Origin of the sequence: Halomonas denitrificans, from assembly GCF_003056305.1 — a bacterium.
GTDB classification, from domain to species: Bacteria; Pseudomonadota; Gammaproteobacteria; order Pseudomonadales; family Halomonadaceae; genus Halomonas; species Halomonas denitrificans.
Window position 1 is genome coordinate 309,319 of record NZ_PYVX01000002.1, and the last position, 18,983, is coordinate 328,301.

Genomic DNA, 18,983 nt, shown 5'->3' on the forward strand with positions numbered 1-18,983 from the left:
TGGTAGTATTGTGGAAAGTTTTTCCACAATACACCCTCGAGCCTCGCCCTGGCATCCCCGGAGAGCACGATCATGCCCCGTTACCATGAAGAGCTGCGGATCACCTCGCGCACCCCCGACGCCATCGCCGCCCGGCTCGAGGAGCTGATCCTCGACGGCGTGTTCCGCCCGGGCCAGCTGCTGCCCTCCGAACGCCGGCTCAGCGAGCGCCTGCAGGTGTCGCGGGCCTCCCTGCGCGAGGCGCTGCGCACCCTGCGCAGCAAGGGCGTCATCGAGACCCGCCAGGGGCGGGGCTCGGTGGTCGCCCCGCTGGTGGCCACGCCCCTGGACTCCCCGCTGATGCACCTCTTCCGCGACCATCCGCGGACCCTGTTCGACCTGCTGGAGGTGCGCGCGCTGCTCGAGGGGGAGTCGGCGAGCCTGGCGGCCAGCCGCGGCACGGCCTCGGACCGGGTGCTGATCACCCGCCGCTACCAGGAGATGGTCGACTACGTGGAGCGCGCCGAGACGATCGAGGCCGAGCGCCTGGCGCGCTTCGACCACGGCTTCCACCTGGCCATCTGTCAGGCCTCCCACAACCCGGTGCTGGTCCACACCCTGCAGAGCCTGACGGACCTGCTGCTGAGCTCGGTGTTCGCCTCGGTGAAGAACCTCTATCACCGGCCCCGCTGTCGCGAGATGATCAATCGCCAGCACGCCCGGCTCTATCATGCGGTGATCGAGGGCAAGCCCGAGCTCGCCCGGCGCGCCGCCCTGGAGCACCTCTCGAGCATCGGCGAGCAGCTCAGCGAGATCGAGGCGGAGGAGCAGCGCCTGGAGCGCTCGGCGATGCGCCTGGAGGACTGGGAGTAGCGGCGCCGATTGCCGTCGGCGCCCGCAAAAGCGCACCGCCCCCACGGCCGGGCCGTGGGGGCGGTGCGTTTTCGTGGGTTCGCCTGGCCTCGGGCCAGGCTCACCTCAGGCGCCTGCGAGGCTCGGGCCGATCAGCCCAGCCCCAGCAGCGGGTCGCCGATCCCCAGCACGTAGAAGGCCACCAGGCCGATCGCGCCGGCGGCGAGGATGTAGTAGAGCGTCGGCAGGATGGTCTTGCGGATGGTCTCGCCCTCGCGGCCCAGCAGGCCCACGGTGGCGGAGGCCGCGACCACGTTATGGATGGCGATCATGTTGCCCGCCGCGGCGCCCACGGCCTGCAGGGCGACCATCATGGTGGTGGAGACGCCGAGCTGCTGGGCGACGTTGAACTGGAAGTCGGAGAGCATCAGGTTCGAGACGGTGTTCGAGCCGGCGATGAAGGCCCCCAGGGCGCCCACGGCCGGTGCGAAGAGCGGGTAGATGCCGCCCACCCCGTCGGCGACGAGCTGCGCCATGGCCACCGGCATGGAGACCAGATCGGCGGCGTTGACGCCCGAGTTGATCAGGATCCGCACCATGGGGATGGTGAAGATCAGCACGAAGCCCGCGCCCAGCAGGGTGCGGCTCGACTCGCCGAAGGCCGCCTTGAGCTCGCCCAGGCGCATGCGGTGCAGCACGGCGGTGACCAGCACCACCGCCAGCAGGATGCCGCCGGGCAGGTAGAGCGGCTGGATGCTGCCGGAGATGCCGGTCTCGCCGAGGATGTTGCTCCAGCCGAAGGCGACGGAGGTGAGGGCGCTCTTGAGCGGCTCGATGGTGCGCGAGGCGACCAGGAAGACGGCCAGCAGCACGTAGGGCACCCAGCCCATGAAGGTGGTGATCGGGGTCTTGCCCACCACGTCCTCGGTCTTGATCACCAGCTTGCCGATCCACTGGTCAGGCCAGGCGGAGGAGGGCGGGAAGTCCCAGGTGTCCTTGGGCAACAGGAAGCCGCGACGGGCCGCCGGCACGACGATGGCCAGGCCCACCATGGCGCCGATCATCGACGGGAACTCCGGCCCCAGCAGCACGCCGGCCAGGGCGTAGGGCACCACGAAGGCGATGCCGGCGAAGAGCGCGAAGGGGGTGATGGAGAGCCCCTCCTTCCAGGAGCGGTTGGCGCCGAAGAAGCGCACCATGATCACCACCATGATCAGCGGCATCAGCACGCCGACCAGGGCGTGGATCACCGCGACCTCGCCGGCGATCAGGTGGTAGTAAGACAGCCAGCTCTGGCCGCCGGCCTCGAGGGTCTCGGTGATGCCGGCGCGGTCCAGGCCGCCGGTGACCCCGACCACGATCGGGGTGCCCACGGCGCCGAAGGAGACCGGCGTGGACTGGATCATCATGCCCACCACCACGGCGGCCAGCGCCGGGAAGCCGAGCGCCACCATCAGCGGCGCGGCCACGGCGGCCGGGGTGCCGAAGCCCGAGGCGCCCTCGATGAAGCAGCCGAAGAGCCAGGCGACGATGATCGCCTGCACGCGACGGTCCGGGCTGATCCCCGAGAAGCCGTTGCGGATGGCGGTGATGCCCCCGGAGTGCTTGAGGGTGTTGAGCAGCAGAATGGCGCCGAAGATGATCCAGAGGATCGCCACGGTCAGCATCAGGCCCTGCAGGGTCGAGGCCAGGACCCGGGTGAAGCTCATCTGCCAGGCGAGCAGGCCGATCAGCGCGGTGACCACGAAGACGATCGGCATGGCGACCCGGGCGGCCATGCGCAGGCCGATCAGCAGCACCCCGGCCAGCACCAGGGGCACGAAGGCGAGCAGCGCGAGTGTGGTTTCGTTCATGGAAGGTTCCTTTCACTGGGAACGGTGGAGCGTTGGCGTGCCCGCTCGGGGCATGGTGAGCTGGCGACCTTAAGCGCAAGTTGCGGCCTTGACCACTGCTGGAACATTGGTCTGACCAAAGTGGAAGGCCCTTCTCGTCGCGTCGTCGCTTCGTGAAAGAAGCTTCTATTCAATGACTTGTCATGACCGAGAGGTCCTGGCGACGGCCCGGAGCTGGAGGCGGGGGTTAGACTAATGGGCAAGCCGCTGTCGCCGGATTACCGGCCCGGCGCGGCGTTGGCGGCGGCCGGCAAAGGCTGGCACTATCGAGGGCCCTGAACCCGACACGAGGAGGCGGCATGACACGGGTGCTCTACGATCTCTGCGGCATCGAAGAGGGGCTGCGGTTCTCGCCCTTCTGCTGGCGGGTGCGCTACGCCCTGGCCCACAAGGGGCTCGAGGTGCAGACGCGCCCCTGGCGCTTCAACGACACCGAGGCCCTGGCCTTCGCCGATCACGACCGCGTACCGGTGCTGGTCGACGGAGATGAGGTGATCACCGACAGCTACGAGATCCTGCGCTACCTGGATCGCGCCTATCCCGAGGCGCCGCTGCTCGGCGAGGGGCTGGCCGAGGCCCGGGCACGTTTCTTCAAGCACTATGCCGAGGGGGTGATGGCCCCGGCCATGCTGCGCACCATCATCATGGACCTGCTCAACGCCATTCATCCCGACGACCGGGCCTACTTCCGCGAGACCCGTGAGAAGCGCTTCGGCCGCACCCTCGAGGAGTTCCACTCCCCGGCCAAGGGGCTGGCCCAGCTGGATGCCGCCCTGGCGCCGCTGCGTGCCCAGCTCGCGGACAGCGACTTCCTCGACGGCGACGCCCCGGCCGGCGCCGACTACCTGGTCTTCGGCAACTTCATGTGGGCGCGCTGCGTCTCCAGCGCCGACCTGGTCTCCAACGCCGATCCGGTGCACGGCTGGCTCGAGCGCATGCTCGACCTGCACGGCGGCCTGGGGCGCAATGCCCTGCGCATCACCGACATCGAGGGCGCCTATCGCTGAGGGGCCCGCCGGCCCCTGGAGCGCCCTTCTTCCGCAGCGCCCGGCCTCGGCCGGGCGCCGTCGTTCGGGGCCTCTCGGCCGCGCAGACCACCTTCGTCGCGGAGATGTTGCGCTGCACAAAACGGGCTGCTATGTTGCATTGCAACACGGGGCCGCACGCCCCGTCGTCCTCAACCGATGGAGGTGTTTCATGAGCAAGGCAACCCCCCAGCAGGCGACCGAGCAGTTCGAGTCCACCTTCGTGGCCCCCGCCCGTCGCCTCGGCGCCCTCAACCTCGACTACACCGAGAAGCTGGTCGCCGCCCAGTTCGACGCCGTGCGCGCCCTGACCAACATGGGGCTCGCCCAGGCCCGCGGCTGGCTCGACGTGCGCGACGCCGAGGGCCTGAAGAAGGCCGTGGACGCCCAGCAGAAGGCCACCGAGCAGCTGGGCGAGCGCCTGCGCGGCGACGCCGAGACGCTCATGAGCCTGAATCAGGAGTACGTCCGCGAGAGCCAGAAGCTCGCCGAGGACGGCCTCAAGGCCGCTGTCCCGGCCGGCAAGTAAGGCGTTCCCTGGCTCGTGCTCGCCCGGTAGGGCGAGACGAGCGCCAGACGCGACGCATGACGGGCGCCACCTTCGGGTGGCGCCCGTTTGCGTGATGGTCCCGCCCATGATGCCTGGGGTCGCGACGCCTCGCCCTGCCGCGACGCGGCTCAGTCGCCCTCGCGCCCCAGCAGGGCGATCACCTCCTCGTCCTCCACCTGGCCGAAGTCGGCGAAGAACTGCCCCACGGCCCGGAAGTGGGGGGAGGCCTCCAGGCAGACCACCTTGTCGGCCAGCGCCTCGAGCCGCGCCACGGTGTCGGGCGGCGCCGCGCCCAGGGCGGCGATCAGCCGTTCCGGACCCCGGGCCCGCAGGGCATTGAGGGCGGCGGCCATGGTCGCCCCCGTGGCGCTGCCGTCATCCACCACCACCACGATGCGCCCACTGGGGTCGACGGCCGAGCGCACCGGGGTGTAGCGCCGGCGGCGCTCCTCGATCAGCGTGCGCTGGCGCTCCACCTCCCGGTCCACCGCGTCCTTGCGGTAGTAGGTGGCGGCGGGCTCCAGGGCCACATGCCCCGCCTCGTCGACCGCGCCGATGGCGTACTCCGGATTGCCCGGCGCGCCCACCTTGCGCACCAGTACCACGTCCAGTTCGCCGTTCAGGGCATCGGCCATCCGGCGCCCCATGGGCACGGCGCCGCGGGGGATGGCCAGGATCAGCGGGTTCTCGGTCTTGAGGTAGGCGAGGCGCTCGATGAGGCGCTCGGCCGCCTCGCGGCGATCACGAAACATGGCGGGCTCCCGGCAGGCAGGTGTCCTTTCAGTGTAGGTCCTCGCCTGTGCCAGGGGGCCCGTTCGCTAAGGCGATGGCACCGCGAGCGGGACCGGCTCGGCCGCGTTCTGCCGGAAGAGTGTGTCCCGTTTATGTATTTAACGGAAATTATTTCCAGTATACAAAAATGTTAGGTAGTGTTGGACACGTTGTCCGTCCTGTGGCGACATCCTGTGGATGCCACCCCGGCACGGAACGCTCTCGGTACAACACCAACAACCGGAGATGCCTGACATGTTCCCACGCTCCTCCCAGCCGCTGGCCGCGGGCGCGGCCCTGTGCCTCGCCGTCGCCTCCCTCTCGGCCCAGGCCGCCACCTGGAGCGATACCGCCATCGGCTATCGCTACGGCACCCAGTTCCAGGAACCCGGCAATTCCAACGACGTCGCCAAGCACGTGCTGCAGTTCACCCACGCGAGCGGCTACGCGCTGGGCCAGAACTTCGTCAACCTCGACCTGCTGCAGTCCGACAGCGCCGACCCCGCCCGCAACAGCGACGAGGGGGCCACCGAGGCCTACCTCGTCTATCGCCACCAGCTGCACGCCGGCAAGGTGTTCGACGCGCCGCTGGCCTTCGGGCCGGTGAAGGACGTGGCGTTGAGCGGTGGCTTCGACCTCAACACCAAGAACACCAACTTTGCGCCGCGCAAGCGCCAGCTGCTGCTGGGGCCGACGCTGAAGTTTGACGTGCCCCGGGGCTTCCTCGACCTCAGCCTCTTCTACTCCCACGAGTGGAACCACTGCGGCCTCGATTTCCCGGATTCCTGCTCGTCGCAGGGTAACGAGAACGACATCAGCTTCGATCCCTACTACCAGCTCAACCTGGCCTGGGGCCTGCCGTTCGAGGCGGGGGCGCTGCCGATGAAGTTTCAGGGCTTCTTCAACCTCAACGGGGAGAAGGGCGAGGACTATGTCGGTGAGGAGACGGCGGCCGAGCAGCTGATGCGCACCTCGCTGATGCTCGATGCGGGGCAGCTGGCCGGCATGGGGGAGAACACCCTGTGGGTCGGCGCCGGCTACGAGTACTGGCGCAACAAGTTCGGCAACCAGGACAAGCCGGGCGTGGATACCGATGCCCTGATGTTCCAGCTGGAGTGGCATCTCTGAGTCGCGTGGATGAGGCCTCGGGTCTCGCGACTCACTGTCGACGATAACTGTATACGTTTGCCTGCTGCTACTGTGTACGACTTTGTATTTAGTTGCATTTCAAATTGTACGCCAATGTGGCAGCTTGGCTGGCATACAACAATTATCACTCCCTCCCCATAACAAAAGCTGTGGTCCAACCATGCCAACCAACCCCAGTAACACCTCGATCTTCGATTTCCACGGCAAGCCACCCCTCGGGAAGGCCCTGCCGCTCTCCCTGCAGCACGTGCTGGCGATGATCGCCGGCGTCATCACCCCGCCGATCATCATCGCCGGCGTGGTGGGGGCGACCCCGGGAGAGAAGCTGCTGCTGATCCAGATCGCCGTACTGGCCTCGGGGATCTGCACCCTGTTCCATCTCTACGGCGTCTGGAAGTTCGGCGCCCGCCTGCCGGCCATCTTCGGCGTGGGCTTCGCCTATGTGCCGACCCTGATCGCGGTGGGCGGCCAGTTCGGCATCGAGGGTATCCTCGGCGCCCAGCTGGTGGGCGGCATCACCATGATGGTGGTGGGCTACTTCATCCAGTACATCCGCCACCTCTTCCCGCCGGTGGTCGCGGGCACCGTGGTGCTGGTCATCGGCCTGTCGCTCTATGACATCTCGATCCGCTACATGGCCGGCAGCGGCAACGTCAACGCGCCTAACTTCGGCGATCCGCTCAACTGGGTGGTGGGCATCGTCACGCTGCTGACGGTGCTGGCGGCCTCCCAGTTCGGGCGTGGCGTGGTCAAGCTCTCGGCGATCATCGTCGGCATCCTGGTCGGCTACCTGCTGTCGCTGGCGCTGGGCATGGTCAGCTTCGACGCCGTGGCCGATGCCCGCTGGATCGCCGTGCCGGAGGTGATGCCCTTCGAGATGGAATTCCACACCGCCGCCATCGTCTCCATGGTGGTGATCTGCGTGATCAACTCGGTGCAGACCATCGGCGATCTCTCGGCCACCAGCGTGGCGGGCATGAACCGCGAGCTGAAGACCAAGGAGCTGACCGGCGGCCTGCTGGGTAACGGCCTGACCACCGCGGCGAGCGCCTTCTTCGGTGCCCTGCCGACTTCCACCTTCAGCCAGAACGTCGGCATCGTGGCCATGACCAAGGTGATCAGCCGCTCGGTGCTGGCCATCGCCGGCCTGTTCATGATCGCGGCGGGGCTCAGCCCCAAGTTCGGCGCCATCATGACCACCATCCCCTATCCGGTGCTGGGCGGTGCCACCATCACGGTGTTCGGCATGATCACCATGACCGGCATCCAGCTGCTGATCAAAGACGAGCTCTCCGCCCGCAACATGACCATCGTCGGGCTGGCGCTGGCGCTGAGCCTGGGCATCTCCTCGGTGCCGTCGGCCATCGAGCAGTTCCCGGCGATGCTGCAGAACGTGATCGGCGGCGCGCCCATCGTGGTGGCGGCGATCACCGCCTTCGTGCTCAACATCGTGCTGCCGAAGAAGTCGCTCACCGACGAGGCGCGGGAGCGTGAGGAGATCGCCAAGGCGGATGCCGAGGCGGCCGCGGCGGCGGCGGGTGAGGCCGTCGATGGCGGCAATGGCCGCTCGGCTGCGACCACCGGCGCCTCCTCGAAGTAACGACGCGACGCGTGGCGCAGGACGCGGGCGCCCGGCCGATCCTTGGCCGGGCGCCCGCGCCCGCGTGTCGGGAGAGTGCAATGAAGAGGGCGATAGCGCGGCGACGCGCGGCCGGACATGAAAAAACGAGCCGCCGGCAGGCCGGCGGCTCGTGGTGCAAGGCGCGCTCGGCGGCCCCGGGAGGGGCCGCCGCCGGGGCTCAGCTCAGGCGGGCCTCGAGGCGGAAGCGGGCGATGCGGTTGATCTGCTCGACCGCGGTGCGGCGCTCCTCGGCCTGGTCGTTGTCCAGGCGCGTCTCGAAGGCGGCCAGGATGTCGTGGCGGTCATTGCCCTTGACGGCCATCACGAAGGGGAAGCCGAACTTCTTCTTGTAGGCGGCGTTGAGGCGCTCGAACCGCGCCATCTCCTCGGGGGTGCACTGGTCCAGGCCCGCGCCGGCCTGCTCGCGGGTGGAATCGTCGGTCAGCTCCCCGGCGATGGCCGCCTTGCCGGCCAGGTCCGGGTGGGCGCGGATCACCTCGAGCTGGCGCTCGGGGCTGGCGCCAGCAAGCACCCGACCCATGGCCTCGGCCAGGCCTTCGGGGGTGTCCTGTTCGCGGCCCAGGCCCTGCTGCCAGGCCAGTTCGGCCACCCAAGGGGAGTGCTCGTAGATCTCGCCGTACTGCTCGACGAAGCGCGCCTGGTCGAGCTCGCTGGGGCGAGGGGAAAGGGTGTTGTCGCTCATGCCGTGACCTCCATTGCGGGTGGTGTTGCGTGTCTCTCAGGACAGACTTCGACTGTATACAAAAAATGCTTTGAAATGTACTCCATTTCAAGCTAAAAATGTGTGTATCGACATCCGGGAGGTCGCCCGGGGGTCGCCATACACTTGCTCGCCGGCCGCCCACGCCACGGGAGCCGGCTTCCGCGTAGAGGAGAGACTCATGGGACGCTTGACCACACACGTGCTGGACACGGCACAGGGCCGCCCGGGGCAGGGCATTCGCATCGAGGTCTACCGCCTCGAGGGCGAGAGCCGTCGCCGGATCGGCGAGGTCGTGACCAACGACGACGGCCGCTGCGACGCGCCGATTCTGGAAGGCGAGGCCTTCACCGCGGGCGAGTACGAGCTGGTCTTCCATGCCGGCGAGTACCTCGATCGTCAGGGCCTGGCCGGCGACACCCCGCGTTTCCTGGACGTGATCCCGCTGCGCTTCGGCGTCGCCGACGCCTCCCAGCACTATCACGTCCCCCTGCTGGTCTCGCCCTACAGCTACTCCACCTATCGCGGCAGCTGAGCCCCTCGGCGCCGCCGGCCCGGGTTCCCCCTGCCCGGGCGATGACGAACAACACAAGACGAGAGCTGACTCATGCAAGCGTATCTACTGGACTTTGCCAACCTCCTGCTGCGGTGGTTGCACGTGATCGCCGCCGTCGCCTGGATCGGCGAGTCCATCTACTTCGTGATGCTGGACAACGGCCTGCGGCCGCCCAAGGCCGCCGAGGACAAGAAGAAGGGCGTGTTCGGCGAGATGTGGGCCGTGCACGGCGGCGGCTTCTACCACAATCAGAAGTACGCCAGCGCCCCGGAGAAACTCCCCGAGGACCTGCACTGGTCGTTCTGGAAGGCCTACACCACCTGGCTCTCCGGCTTCGGCCTCTTCGTGCTGCTCTACATGACCAACCCGGGCTTCTACCTGGTCAACCCGGGCAGCGACTGGGCCTGGGCCGCCGAGCTGACCGGCTGGCAGGCCAACGCCGTGGCGGTGCTCTTCCTGCTGTCGGGCTGGGTGGTCTACAACGAGCTGTGCAAGCGCATCAGCCCCAACATGGAGCGCGACGGCGTGCTGAGCCTGGCCGTGGCGGTGATGATGGTGGTGGTCGCCTACCTGAGCACCCAGATCTTCGCCGGCCGCGCCGCCTTCCTGCTCACCGGCGCGGTGATGGCGACGGCCATGTCGGCCAACGTCTTCTTCTGGATCATCCCCGGCCAGCGCCGCATGGTGAAGGCGATGAAGGCCGGCGAGACGCCGAACCCGATCGACGGCAAGCGCGGCAAGCAGCGTTCGGTGCACAACACCTATTTCACGCTGCCGGTGGTGCTGCTGATGCTCAGCAACCACTACTCCTTCACCTACACCCACGAGCTCTCCTGGGTGATCATGGCGCTGTTCATCTTCGCCGGCGCGCTGATCCGCCAGTTCTTCGTGCTGATGCACGCGGGCTCCATCCAGCCGGCCTACCCGGCGGCGGGCGTGGCGCTGATCCTGGTGGCGATCTGGGTCGGTGCGCCGAGCGGCAACGACGGCGTGGCCACCGCCGCCCCGGTGTCGCCCTCGGTGAGCGATGAGGCGCCGGCGACGGTCGCCGCCTCGGGCTCGCTTGCCGAGGTGCACGCCATCATCGAGCAGCGCTGCGTGAGCTGCCATGCCCAGGCCCCCGAGCACGCCGGCTTCGCGGCGGCCCCGGCCGGGGTGATCCTCGAGACCGAGGACCAGCTGCTGCGCCAGATCGAACAGGTCCAGCAGGTGGTGGCGAGCGGCTACATGCCGCTGGGCAACATCACCCAGATGACCGACGAGGAGCGCGCCGCGGTGGCGGCCTGGACGCCGTAAGCCGCGCGCCCGCCATGCCGGCGTTGACAGCCGCCCGCCTTTTTGGCGGGCGGCTGTCGTGTTGGGGGGCACAAAGCGTATACAATGATCGGCATATCGGGTTTTTTCACGGAGCGTAGCGTCCATGAACCAGCGTCAGTTCGTTGCCGGGGGCAAGTCCGGCGACGGCGGCGGTCGCCCCGGCAAGAACGGCGACGGCCCCAAGCGTCACGAGGCGATCTACCAGTCGATCAGCGATGCGATCATCGAGCATCGCCTCAAGCCCGGGGCGCGCCTGCGCGAGGATGCCCTGGCCGAGGTGTTCGGCGTCAGCCGCACCGGGATCCGCAAGATCCTGCAGCGCCTGGCCCTGGAGCAGCTGGTGACCCTGACGCCGCGCCGCGGGGCCAGCGTGACCCGGCCCACCGCCGACGAGGCCAAGGACGTCTTCGATGCGCGGCTGATGGTCGAGTGCGGCCTGATGCCCGAGATCGCCCGGCGCATCACCGCCGACGACCTCGCCGCGCTGCGCGACATGGCCAGGCGCGAGCGCCAGGCCCTGAAGGCCGGCGAGCAGAGCACGGCGATCCGGCTCTCGGCGGACTTCCACACGCGCCTGGCGAGCATCTCGGGCAACGCCACCCTGGCCGACTTCGTCGAGCGGCTCTGCTCGCGCTCCTCGCTAATCCTCGCGGTCTACGGCAACGCCGGCCACCTGGGCTGCGAGTCCCACGACCACGACGACCTGATCGGCTACCTGGAGGCCGGCAACGGCGAGCGCGCCGAGGCCTTCATGGGCCGCCACCTGAAGGCGATCGAGGCCTCGCTCTCGATCCACGTCGAGGAGGACGAGGCGCCGGACCTGTTCGAGATCTTCTCCGGCTAGCGCCGCCCCGCCGTGCGAACGACGACGCGCCCCGTGCCATCGGCACGGGGCGCGTCGCGTTTCGGGGCGCTCGAGGCGCCACTACCGTCGCTACAGGGAGGTGCGGCGCACCGGGAAGGCGCCGGGGAAGATCTCGTGCTCCGGCGGGTGGCGGTGGGTGCGCTCCGGGTAGGAGGCGCGCAGGCGATCGAACTGGCGCTGGGCCTGCTCGGCCAGGCGGTCGAGGTCGAGGCCGCGGATCCGGCGATCCTGCATGACCGTGCGGCCGTTGACGATGACCCGGCTGAAGTCCCGCCCGGAGCCGCTCATGACCATGGTCTGGATGGGGTCGATGAGCTGGCCGAGGTGGAAGCCGCCGAGGTCGAAGACCGTGATGTCGGCCCTGGCGCCCGGCGCGAGCCGGCCGAGGTCGGGGCGGTTCAGCGCCTTCGCCCCGGCCAGGGTAGCGGCCGTGTAGTAGTCCGCCGCCGAGCAGGCCGACTCGTCGCCCTCCACGATCCGGGTCGCCATGATGCCGGTGTGCAGGTTGGTGATGACGTCCGGGGGGAAGGTATCCGTGCCCAGGCCGACGTTGATGCCGCGGCGTTTCATCCTGGTGAACGAATCCATGAAGTGCCCCATGCGCGCGCTCACCAGCGGGCACTGCACCAGGGTGGCCTGCGACGCCGCCAGGATGTCGAGGTCGCCCTCGACGCTCGCCGGTGTCGGCCGGTGGCCGCCGAGGCGGATGCCGTGGGGCAGCAGGGCGCGGCGGTCCAGGAAGCCGATCTCCTTCAGCACGGCGAGGGAGGAGCGACCGAAGCGCTCCTGCATCGTCTCGACCTCCAGCGGCGACTGGCAGCAGTGCAGGCGCACCGGGCAGTCCAGCGAGCGGGCCGCCTCGGCCGTGCGTTCCAGCAGTTCCCGGGTGCAGCACTCGATGCGATCGGGGGCGAGCATGCCGCGCACCAGGCCGTCGGCGTAGCCCTCGTAGTCCTTGACGAAGGCGATGGCGGCCTCGAGCCCCCGCCTGCCCCGCGCCTCGTCCCAGTGGATGTCGAAGCGCCCGTCGGGGTGCACCACCGAGGCCCCGGTGCGGTAGGCCGGCCCCAGGTAGAGGCGGATGCCGAGCTCGGCGCCGATCGCCGCGGCGCGGGCGAACTCGGTGTAGGTCTCGTCCCACTCCCGGTAGAGCAACGAGGTGATGGGCAACGCCGTGGTCACGCCGTTGAGCAGCAGCTGGGCGAAGGCGTACTCCTTCTTGGCGTCCTCCTCCTCCGCGGTGTAGGCCTCGCGGGGGCCGCGCTCGACGTAGGTGCTGGCCCAGACCCGGCCGTGGCGCCAGCCCGGCGCGTTGTCGAAGCCGAGCACCGTGGAATCGAGGTCCGCCAGGGCGTCCAGGTCGATGAAGCCGGGGCCGACCACGGCGTTGCCGGCGTCGATGCGCTCGTCCACCGGCCCCTCGTAGCCGTAGCCGACGTGGATGATGGTGTCGCCCTCATAGACGACCTCCCCGTCGGGGAGGATGACATGGCCCTGGCCGTCGTAGCCGACGACGTAGCGGCCGGTGATCAGTGTCCTCGTCATCGAGGCCTCCTGTGTGGGATCGGTCGGTCTCAGATCAGGCACTCGCCGTCGGCGGCCACCAGGCGGCCGTTCTTGATCACGGCGATGCGCGGGGAGCGGTTCATCATCGCCTCGACGCGGGTCTCGCCTTCCACCACAACGAGGTCGGCCCGGCAGCCCGGCGCCACCCCGTAGGCCTCGGCTTCCATGACCGTTGCGCCGCCGTGGGTGACGATGCCGAGGGTGTCCTCGAGGTCCTCGTCGCGCCGGAAGCCGCTGCGAAAGCCCACCAGCATGGCGCGCTCGAGCATGTCGGCGTTGCCGTAGGGGCCCCAGGAGTCGCGGATGCCGTCGGAGCCGCAGCAGAGGGTGACGCCGGCGTCGAGCAGGCGGCGCACGGGCGGGAACTCGATGTGGCCCGGGCCGTGGGTCATGATGGCGATGCGGTTGTCGAGCAGCAGCCCCGTCAGCTGCTCGAGGTAGGCGTCGTCGACCATGCCCAGGCAGAAGGCGTGGCTCACCGTGACCCGCCCCTGCATCCCCAGCGCCCGGGTGCGCTCGGCGATCAGCTCCAGGGCGAAGGCACCCAGCATGCCGGGCTCGTGCAGGTGGATGTCCACGCCGCGGCCCTGCTGGTCGGCGATGGCGAAGATGCGGTCGAGGTGGCCGACGGGGTCCCGGTCCATGCTCGAGGGGTCGATGCCGCCCACCAGGTCGGCGCCGACGCGCAGCGCCTCGGCCATCAGCTCCTGGGTGCCGGGGCGCACCAGCAGCCCGCTCTGGGGAAAGGCGACGATCTCCATGGTCAGGGCGTCGCGGAAGCGCTCGCGGGTCGCGAGCACCCCCTCGAGGTGGGCCAGGCCGACGTCGGTATCGATGTCGACGTGGGTGCGGATATGGGTGGTGCCCATCCTGATGGCCTGGCGCACCTGGTTGGCCGACTGCTCGGCCGGCGAGTAGCCGAGCCGGTGGCGGACCTCGCGTTCGTTGGCGATGCGCTCGGCGATGGTGGGGCCGGCGCTGTGGCGGTGCCACGGCTGGCCCCAGTGGGTCTTGTCGAGGTGGGTGTGGGCATCCACCAGGCCGGGGAGCAGGATGCCGCCCCGGCCGTCGACGACGCGTGCCTCGGGCGCCTCGAGGGCGGGGCCGACGCGGCTGATGTGGCCGTCGCGGATCAGCACGTCCTGGGTCTCGCCCTCGAGGGGGCGGACGTTGCGCAGCAGCAGGGTGGTCGACATGAACGTCTCCTTGTCTGGTCGATGGTTTAGTCGACGGGCTAGTCGAGCTCATGGCTCATGATGGGGGTGGCGCAGGCCGCGGCGGCGCCGTGCTCCGCCACGGTCTCCTGGGTGGCCCGCCACTCCTCCAGGCTCGGCCGGGGCAGCTCGAAATGCGTCTCGGCGTAGAGGTAGGCGTCGGCGTGCAGGCGCGCCAGGGGGTGGTAGGCCTCGGGACGCACCCGCAGCGTGGCCGGGTCGATGTACTCGTCCTGCACGTGCATGTGCAGCACCTCGCCGACGATCACCGAGCGGTTGGGGTACTCCAGGGACTCGGTCTTGCGGCACTCCAGGGCCACCGGCGCCTCCTGGATGCGCCCGGCGCGCAGGTGGCGGCTGGGCACCAGGGTCAGCCCCGCGGCCGAGACCTCGTCCTCCTCGGGGGCGAAGTCCAGGGAGGTGGTGATCATGTGCGGCGCGATGCGCTCGTTGACCAGGTTCACCACGAACTCGCCGCTGTCGTGGATGTTGCGGGTGGTGTCCTTGAAGCGCCCGTCCGGGCGGTGCTGGATGCCCAGGATCAGGATCGGCGGCTCGTCGCCGAACACGTTGAAGAAGCTCATCGGCCCGGCGTTGGACACGCCGTCGGCGTCGATGGTGGTCACCAGGGCGATGGGCCGCGGGACGATGAAGCTGACCAGGAGCTTGTAGCGCTCCTGCTTGGTCAGCTGGCTGAAATCGAAGTCCATGGTCTCTTCCTTCGGCAGTCTCGGTCAGGGGGCTCAGTCGGTGGCGATGAGTCGCCCTTCCTCGACCGCGTGGCAGGCGACGAAGCCGCGCTCGACGTTGTGGATCGGCTGGGGCACCTCCTGCTGGCAGCGCGCCGTGGCGTGCGGGCAGCGGGGGTGGAAGGCGCAGCCGCTGGGCGGATCCAGCGGGCTTGGCACCTCGCCGCCCACCGGGGTACGCGCCCGGCCGGTCATCTCCAGGTCGGGAATGGAGTCGAGCAGCATGCGGGTGTAGGGGTGCTGGGGGCGGCGGAACAGCTCGTGCTTCTCGCCGACTTCGACGAGCCGCCCCAGGTACATGACGCCCACCCGGTCGGAGATGTGGTAGACCACCGAGAGGTCGTGGCTGATGAAGAGGTAGGTGAGCTCGTGCTGCTGCTGCAGCTCCTTCATCAGGTTCAGGATCTGCGCCTGCACCGAGACGTCCAGCGCCGAGGTCGGCTCGTCGCAGACGATGAACTCGGGGTTGCTGGCCAGCGCCCGGGCGATGGAGATGCGCTGGCGCTGGCCGCCCGAGAACTCGTGGGGGTACTTCTCGCTGTCCTGGGCGTTGAGGCCGACCCCCTCGAGGAGCTCCCTGACCCGCCGGGTGATCGCGGCCTTGTCGTCGAGCAGGCCGAAGGTACGGATCGGCTCGGCGATGATGTCGCCCACCCGCCAGCGCGGATTGAGGCTGGCGTAGGGGTCCTGGAAGATCATCTGCAGCCGGTGGCGCACGGCGTCCATGTCCCGCCGGCTGTGGCGGGCGATGTCCTGGCCCTCGAACTCGATGCTGCCCTCGGTGGTGCCGTTGAGGCCCACGACCAGCTTGGCGATGGTCGACTTCCCGCAGCCGGACTCGCCGACCAGGCTGAAGGTCTCGCCGCGATAGATCTCGAAGTCGACGCCATCCACGGCCTTGACGATCTGCCGGCCCTTGCGCTCCAGCAGGCGGTTGAGCAGCGGCGGAGAGACGTCGAAGTGGCGCTTCAGGTTGGTGATGCGAAACACCGGCTCGACCGCAGGCGCAGCGGCGCGGTGCCCCGCGCCCGGCGCGGCGGACGGGGTGGCGGCCTCGCGCCGGGTCGGTGTCATGGTCTCGGTCATGTTCATGGTCCCTGCCTCCTCAGTCTTGGTGCTCGACGAGCGTGTCGGCGGTGGCGCGCGCGGCGGACGCCGGGGCGGCGTCCTCCTCGACGAGCCAGCAGGCGGCGGCACCCTCGCCGGCCGCCATCAGGTCCGGGCGTTCGGCACGGCAGCGCGAGAAGGCGTGCGGGCAGCGCGGGTTGAAGGCGCACCCCGGGGGGATCGCCGTCAGCCGCGGCATCGAGCCCTCGATCTGCTCCAGGCGATCCACGTCGTGGAGCACGGTGGGAATGGAGTTCATCAGCCCCTGGGTGTAGGGGTGCTTGGCGGACTTCACGACCTCGGCGACGGGGCCGACCTCGACCAGCCGCCCGGCGTACATGACTGCTACCCGGTCGGCGGCCTCGGCGATCACCCCCATGTCGTGGGTCACCAGCATCACGGCGGTGCCGTGGTCGCGGCACAGCCGCTTGAGCATGGTGATGATCTGCGCCTGCACCGAGACGTCCAGGGCGGTGGTCGGTTCGTCGGCGATCACGAGCTTGGGGTCGGCGCACAGCGCCAGGGCGATCACCACGCGCTGGCGCATGCCCCCGGAGAACTGGTGCGGGTACTGGTCGATGCGCGTCTCCGGCGCCGGCAGGCCGACCTCGGCGAGCAGCTCGATGGCGCGCTTGCGCGCCTGGGCCTTGCTCATCGGCAGGTGGGTGCGGATGGTCTCGATGAGCTGGCGGCCGACCGTGTAGAGCGGGTTAAGGCTGGTCAGCGGGTCCTGGAAGATGGCACCGATGCGCCGGCCGCGCAGGCGGCGCATCTCGTCCTGGGAGAGGTTGTCGATGCGCTGGCCCTCGAGGCGGATCTCGCCGCCCGAGATGCGCCCGGGGCGCTCCAGCAGGCCGGTGATCGCGGTGCCGGTGAGCGACTTGCCGGCGCCGGACTCGCCGACCACGCCGAGGATCTCGCCCGGGGCGATCTGCAGCGAGACGCCGTCGATCGCCTTCAGGGCGCCGTGGCGAGTGTCGAACTCGATGTGAAGGTCGGCCACGTCGAGCACGGGGGAGGTGTTGTTGTGTTCTGTCATGATCGCCTCGCTCAGCGCAGTTTGGGGTTGAGGGCGTCGCGCAGCCAGTCGCCCAGCAGGTTCACCGACAGCACCAGCAGCACCAGCACGGCGGAGGGGAAGATCACGACCCACCAGACCCCGGAGAACAGGAACTCGTTGCCGATGCGGATCAGCGTGCCGAGCGACGGTTCGGTGGGCGGCATGCCCACGCCCAGGAAGGAGAGGGCGGCCTCGATCAGGATGGCGATCGCCAGGTTCACCGTGGCCACCACCAGGATCGGGCCGATCACGTTGGGCAGGATGTGCTTGGCCATGATCGCGCGGGAGCGCAGGCCGATGACCCGGGCCGCCAGCACGTACTCGCGGTTCTTCTCGACCAGGGTCGAGCCGCGCACGGTGCGGGCGTACTGCACCCAGGTGGTCAGGCCGATGGCGAGGATCAGCACGAAGATCACCGCGTCGTGCTGCATCTCCGGCGGCAGCACGCCGCGGGCCACGCCGTTGATCAGCAGCGCCACCAGGATCGGCGGGAAGCTGATCATGACGTCGGCGATGCGCATGATCAGGGCGTCGACGGTGCCGCCCACGTAGGCGGCCAGCAGGCCCAGGCAGACCCCCAGGGTCATGGCGAAGGCGACGCTCGCCAGGCCCACCAGGATCGAGATGCGGGCGCCGTAGAGCAGCGCCGAGAGCACGTCGCGCCCCTGGCCGTCGGTGCCCAGCAGGAAGGCCGGGTCGCCGCCCGCCACCCAGGCGGGGGGCAGCTCGCTGTTGAGCAGGCTCAGGGTGCTGACGTCGAAGGGATCGTGAGGTGCGATCCAGGGGGCGAGGATCGCCGCCAGGATCAGGGTGACCACCACCACGAAGGCGACGATGGTGATCGGCGAGCGACGGAAGCTGTAGAACAGGTCACTGTCGATGAACCTGCGCCAGTCGTCGTTGAGGCGTTGCGTTACGGTACTCATGTCGGGACTCCTCAGGCGCCGGTGGTGTTCTTGCCCGCATCGACGCGCAGGCGCGGATCGACCACGAAATAGAGCATGTCGACGATGGTGTTAATGACCACGAAGATCAGCGACACCATGACCAGGTAGGCGGACATCACCGGGATATCCACGAAGCTCACCGCCTGCATGAACAGCAGGCCCATGCCCGGCCACTGGAAGACGGTCTCGGTGATGATGGCGAAGGCGATCAGAGCGCCGATCTGCAGGCCGGTGATGGTGATCACCGGCATCAGGGTGTTGCGCAGCGCATGGCCGAAGTTCACCACCCGGTTGGTCAGCCCGCGCGCCCGGGCGAAGCGGATGTAGTCGGTCTTGAGCACCTCCAGCATCTCGGCCCGCACCAGGCGCATGATCAGGGTGATCTGGAACAGCGACAGGGTGATCACCGGCATGATCAGCGCCTTGAGGCCGCTGACGGTGAGCAGGCCGGTGCTCCAGCCGCCGATCTCCACGACCTCGCCGCGGCCGAAGGAGGGCAGCCAGTTGAGCCATACCGAGAAGACCAGGATCAGCAGGATGCCGGTGACGAAGGTCGGCACCGAGATGCCGGTCAGCGAGAGCCCCTGGAAGAGGTGGCTCAGCCAGCTGTCGCGCCGCAGGGCGGTGTAGACGCCCATGGGGATGCCGATCACCAGCGACAGCACCACCGCGGCGAAGACCATCTCCATGGTGGCCGGCAGCCGCTCGGCGATCAGGTCCGAGACCGGCCGCTGGTTGCGGTAGGAGATGCCGAAGTCGCCCTGCACGGCGTTGGTGACGAAGTGGCCGAACTGCAGCGGCAGCGGGTCGTTGAGGCCGAGTCGCTCCTGGAGTTCGGTGCGCTGCTCGAGCGTCGCGTCCTGGGGCAGCATGTTGGTGACCGGGTCACCGACGAAGCGGAACATGCTGAAGGCGATGAAGGCGACGGTCAGCATCACCAGCGCGCCCTGCAGCAGCCTGCGAATCAGGAATGCAATCATGTTATTGCCCTATCCCGTTGGGAGGTGAGGGAGGAGGGGCGACGGCCCGCGGTGGGCCGTCG

General features: G+C 69.0%; 18 protein-coding genes. 8 read left to right on the forward strand and 10 right to left on the reverse strand.

Annotated elements, in window-relative coordinates; all coding sequences use genetic code 11:
• Nucleotides 1-72: 72 nt before the first annotated feature.
• The gene (gene glcC / locus C9F13_RS07540) at nt 73-852 is read left to right on the forward strand and encodes a transcriptional regulator GlcC (RefSeq protein WP_108445627.1); all 780 of its coding nucleotides are present in this window, start codon (nt 73-75) and stop codon (nt 850-852) included.
• Between the two features lie 131 nt (nt 853-983).
• On the opposite strand, the gene C9F13_RS07545 is transcribed toward glcC, so the two are convergent.
• Nucleotides 984-2,684, reverse strand: a complete 1,701-nt coding sequence (locus C9F13_RS07545) for an L-lactate permease (protein WP_108445628.1) — start codon at nt 2,682-2,684, stop codon at nt 984-986.
• A gap of 338 nt (nt 2,685-3,022) precedes the next feature.
• Between C9F13_RS07545 and C9F13_RS07550 the strand changes: the two genes are divergently transcribed.
• A complete protein-coding gene (locus C9F13_RS07550) occupies nt 3,023-3,730 on the forward strand; it encodes a glutathione S-transferase N-terminal domain-containing protein (RefSeq protein ID WP_108445629.1) in 708 nt (235 codons plus the stop codon).
• 190 nt (nt 3,731-3,920) lie between these two features.
• Nucleotides 3,921-4,277 carry a phasin family protein gene (locus C9F13_RS07555; protein WP_108445630.1) on the forward strand — a complete coding sequence of 119 codons (357 nt, stop codon included), beginning with the start codon at nt 3,921-3,923 and terminating at the stop codon, nt 4,275-4,277.
• A 149-nt stretch (nt 4,278-4,426) separates the two neighbouring features.
• Here the strand turns inward: C9F13_RS07555 and C9F13_RS07560 are convergent, their stop codons facing one another.
• Nucleotides 4,427-5,050 carry a phosphoribosyltransferase gene (locus C9F13_RS07560; RefSeq protein ID WP_108445631.1) on the reverse strand — a complete coding sequence of 208 codons (624 nt, stop codon included), beginning with the start codon at nt 5,048-5,050 and terminating at the stop codon, nt 4,427-4,429.
• A gap of 274 nt (nt 5,051-5,324) precedes the next feature.
• Here C9F13_RS07560 and C9F13_RS07565 point away from each other — a divergent pair, with 274 nt between their 5' ends.
• The gene (locus tag C9F13_RS07565; RefSeq protein WP_108445632.1) at nt 5,325-6,197 is read left to right on the forward strand and encodes a hypothetical protein; all 873 of its coding nucleotides are present in this window, start codon (nt 5,325-5,327) and stop codon (nt 6,195-6,197) included.
• A 181-nt stretch (nt 6,198-6,378) separates the two neighbouring features.
• Nucleotides 6,379-7,818, forward strand: coding sequence for a uracil-xanthine permease family protein (locus C9F13_RS07570; protein ID WP_108445633.1), 1,440 nt, complete (start codon nt 6,379-6,381; stop codon nt 7,816-7,818).
• 199 nt (nt 7,819-8,017) lie between these two features.
• Here C9F13_RS07570 and uraD read toward each other — a convergent pair whose 3' ends face one another.
• Nucleotides 8,018-8,542: a 2-oxo-4-hydroxy-4-carboxy-5-ureidoimidazoline decarboxylase gene (gene uraD, locus C9F13_RS07575; protein WP_108445634.1), complete on the reverse strand. Its 525-nt coding sequence runs from the start codon at nt 8,540-8,542 to the stop codon at nt 8,018-8,020.
• A gap of 199 nt (nt 8,543-8,741) precedes the next feature.
• Here uraD and uraH point away from each other — a divergent pair, with 199 nt between their 5' ends.
• The 3 genes from uraH (at nt 8,742) to C9F13_RS07590 (ending at nt 11,277) form a co-directional block, all read left to right on the forward strand.
• Nucleotides 8,742-9,095 (forward strand): hydroxyisourate hydrolase, encoded by a 354-nt coding sequence (gene uraH / locus C9F13_RS07580; protein ID WP_108445635.1) that lies wholly within the window; start codon nt 8,742-8,744, stop codon nt 9,093-9,095.
• A 72-nt stretch (nt 9,096-9,167) separates the two neighbouring features.
• A complete protein-coding gene (locus C9F13_RS07585) occupies nt 9,168-10,412 on the forward strand; it encodes a urate hydroxylase PuuD (protein WP_108445636.1) in 1,245 nt (414 codons plus the stop codon).
• A 124-nt stretch (nt 10,413-10,536) separates the two neighbouring features.
• A complete protein-coding gene (locus tag C9F13_RS07590) occupies nt 10,537-11,277 on the forward strand; it encodes a GntR family transcriptional regulator (protein WP_108445637.1) in 741 nt (246 codons plus the stop codon).
• A 90-nt stretch (nt 11,278-11,367) separates the two neighbouring features.
• Here the strand turns inward: C9F13_RS07590 and C9F13_RS07595 are convergent, their stop codons facing one another.
• The 7 genes from C9F13_RS07595 to C9F13_RS07625 are packed head-to-tail and all read right to left on the reverse strand — an operon-like array spanning nt 11,368 to nt 18,921.
• Nucleotides 11,368-12,843 (reverse strand): amidohydrolase family protein, encoded by a 1,476-nt coding sequence (locus C9F13_RS07595; RefSeq protein ID WP_108445638.1) that lies wholly within the window; start codon nt 12,841-12,843, stop codon nt 11,368-11,370.
• Nucleotides 12,844-12,872: 29 nt separating this feature from the next.
• A complete protein-coding gene (locus C9F13_RS07600) occupies nt 12,873-14,060 on the reverse strand; it encodes an amidohydrolase family protein (RefSeq protein ID WP_108445639.1) in 1,188 nt (395 codons plus the stop codon).
• Nucleotides 14,061-14,098: 38 nt separating this feature from the next.
• The gene (locus C9F13_RS07605; protein ID WP_108445640.1) at nt 14,099-14,788 is read right to left on the reverse strand and encodes a flavin reductase family protein; all 690 of its coding nucleotides are present in this window, start codon (nt 14,786-14,788) and stop codon (nt 14,099-14,101) included.
• A gap of 33 nt (nt 14,789-14,821) precedes the next feature.
• Nucleotides 14,822-15,919, reverse strand: a complete 1,098-nt coding sequence (locus tag C9F13_RS07610) for an ABC transporter ATP-binding protein (RefSeq protein WP_245888727.1) — start codon at nt 15,917-15,919, stop codon at nt 14,822-14,824.
• Between the two features lie 13 nt (nt 15,920-15,932).
• Complete coding sequence (locus C9F13_RS07615) at nt 15,933-16,973, reverse strand: ABC transporter ATP-binding protein (RefSeq protein WP_108445641.1); 1,041 nt, start codon at nt 16,971-16,973, stop codon at nt 15,933-15,935.
• Nucleotides 16,974-16,984: 11 nt separating this feature from the next.
• Entirely contained in the window at nt 16,985-17,920 is a 936-nt protein-coding gene (locus C9F13_RS07620; protein ID WP_108445642.1) for an ABC transporter permease, read from the reverse strand.
• An 11-nt stretch (nt 17,921-17,931) separates the two neighbouring features.
• Nucleotides 17,932-18,921, reverse strand: coding sequence for an ABC transporter permease (locus C9F13_RS07625; protein ID WP_108445643.1), 990 nt, complete (start codon nt 18,919-18,921; stop codon nt 17,932-17,934).
• Nucleotides 18,922-18,983 lie beyond the last annotated feature (62 nt).

What these genes read in the sequence shown, in the direction of transcription:
- C9F13_RS07565 (WP_108445632.1), top strand. Translation starts at nt 5,325, where the DNA reads ATGTTCCCACGCTCCTCCCAGCCGCTGGCCGCGGGCGCGGCCCTGTGC.
- glcC (WP_108445627.1), top strand. Translation starts at nt 73, where the DNA reads ATGCCCCGTTACCATGAAGAGCTGCGGATCACCTCGCGCACCCCCGAC.
- C9F13_RS07560 (WP_108445631.1), bottom strand. Translation starts at nt 5,050, where the DNA reads ATGTTTCGTGATCGCCGCGAGGCGGCCGAGCGCCTCATCGAGCGCCTC.
- C9F13_RS07625 (WP_108445643.1), bottom strand. Translation starts at nt 18,921, where the DNA reads ATGATTGCATTCCTGATTCGCAGGCTGCTGCAGGGCGCGCTGGTGATG.
- C9F13_RS07570 (WP_108445633.1), top strand. Translation starts at nt 6,379, where the DNA reads ATGCCAACCAACCCCAGTAACACCTCGATCTTCGATTTCCACGGCAAG.
- C9F13_RS07595 (WP_108445638.1), bottom strand. Translation starts at nt 12,843, where the DNA reads ATGACGAGGACACTGATCACCGGCCGCTACGTCGTCGGCTACGACGGC.
- C9F13_RS07615 (WP_108445641.1), bottom strand. Translation starts at nt 16,973, where the DNA reads ATGACAGAACACAACAACACCTCCCCCGTGCTCGACGTGGCCGACCTT.
- C9F13_RS07600 (WP_108445639.1), bottom strand. Translation starts at nt 14,060, where the DNA reads ATGTCGACCACCCTGCTGCTGCGCAACGTCCGCCCCCTCGAGGGCGAG.
- uraH (WP_108445635.1), top strand. Translation starts at nt 8,742, where the DNA reads ATGGGACGCTTGACCACACACGTGCTGGACACGGCACAGGGCCGCCCG.
- C9F13_RS07620 (WP_108445642.1), bottom strand. Translation starts at nt 17,920, where the DNA reads ATGAGTACCGTAACGCAACGCCTCAACGACGACTGGCGCAGGTTCATC.
- C9F13_RS07585 (WP_108445636.1), top strand. Translation starts at nt 9,168, where the DNA reads ATGCAAGCGTATCTACTGGACTTTGCCAACCTCCTGCTGCGGTGGTTG.
- uraD (WP_108445634.1), bottom strand. Translation starts at nt 8,542, where the DNA reads ATGAGCGACAACACCCTTTCCCCTCGCCCCAGCGAGCTCGACCAGGCG.
- C9F13_RS07545 (WP_108445628.1), bottom strand. Translation starts at nt 2,684, where the DNA reads ATGAACGAAACCACACTCGCGCTGCTCGCCTTCGTGCCCCTGGTGCTG.
- C9F13_RS07555 (WP_108445630.1), top strand. Translation starts at nt 3,921, where the DNA reads ATGAGCAAGGCAACCCCCCAGCAGGCGACCGAGCAGTTCGAGTCCACC.
- C9F13_RS07605 (WP_108445640.1), bottom strand. Translation starts at nt 14,788, where the DNA reads ATGGACTTCGATTTCAGCCAGCTGACCAAGCAGGAGCGCTACAAGCTC.
- C9F13_RS07550 (WP_108445629.1), top strand. Translation starts at nt 3,023, where the DNA reads ATGACACGGGTGCTCTACGATCTCTGCGGCATCGAAGAGGGGCTGCGG.
- C9F13_RS07590 (WP_108445637.1), top strand. Translation starts at nt 10,537, where the DNA reads ATGAACCAGCGTCAGTTCGTTGCCGGGGGCAAGTCCGGCGACGGCGGC.
- C9F13_RS07610 (WP_245888727.1), bottom strand. Translation starts at nt 15,919, where the DNA reads ATGAACATGACCGAGACCATGACACCGACCCGGCGCGAGGCCGCCACC.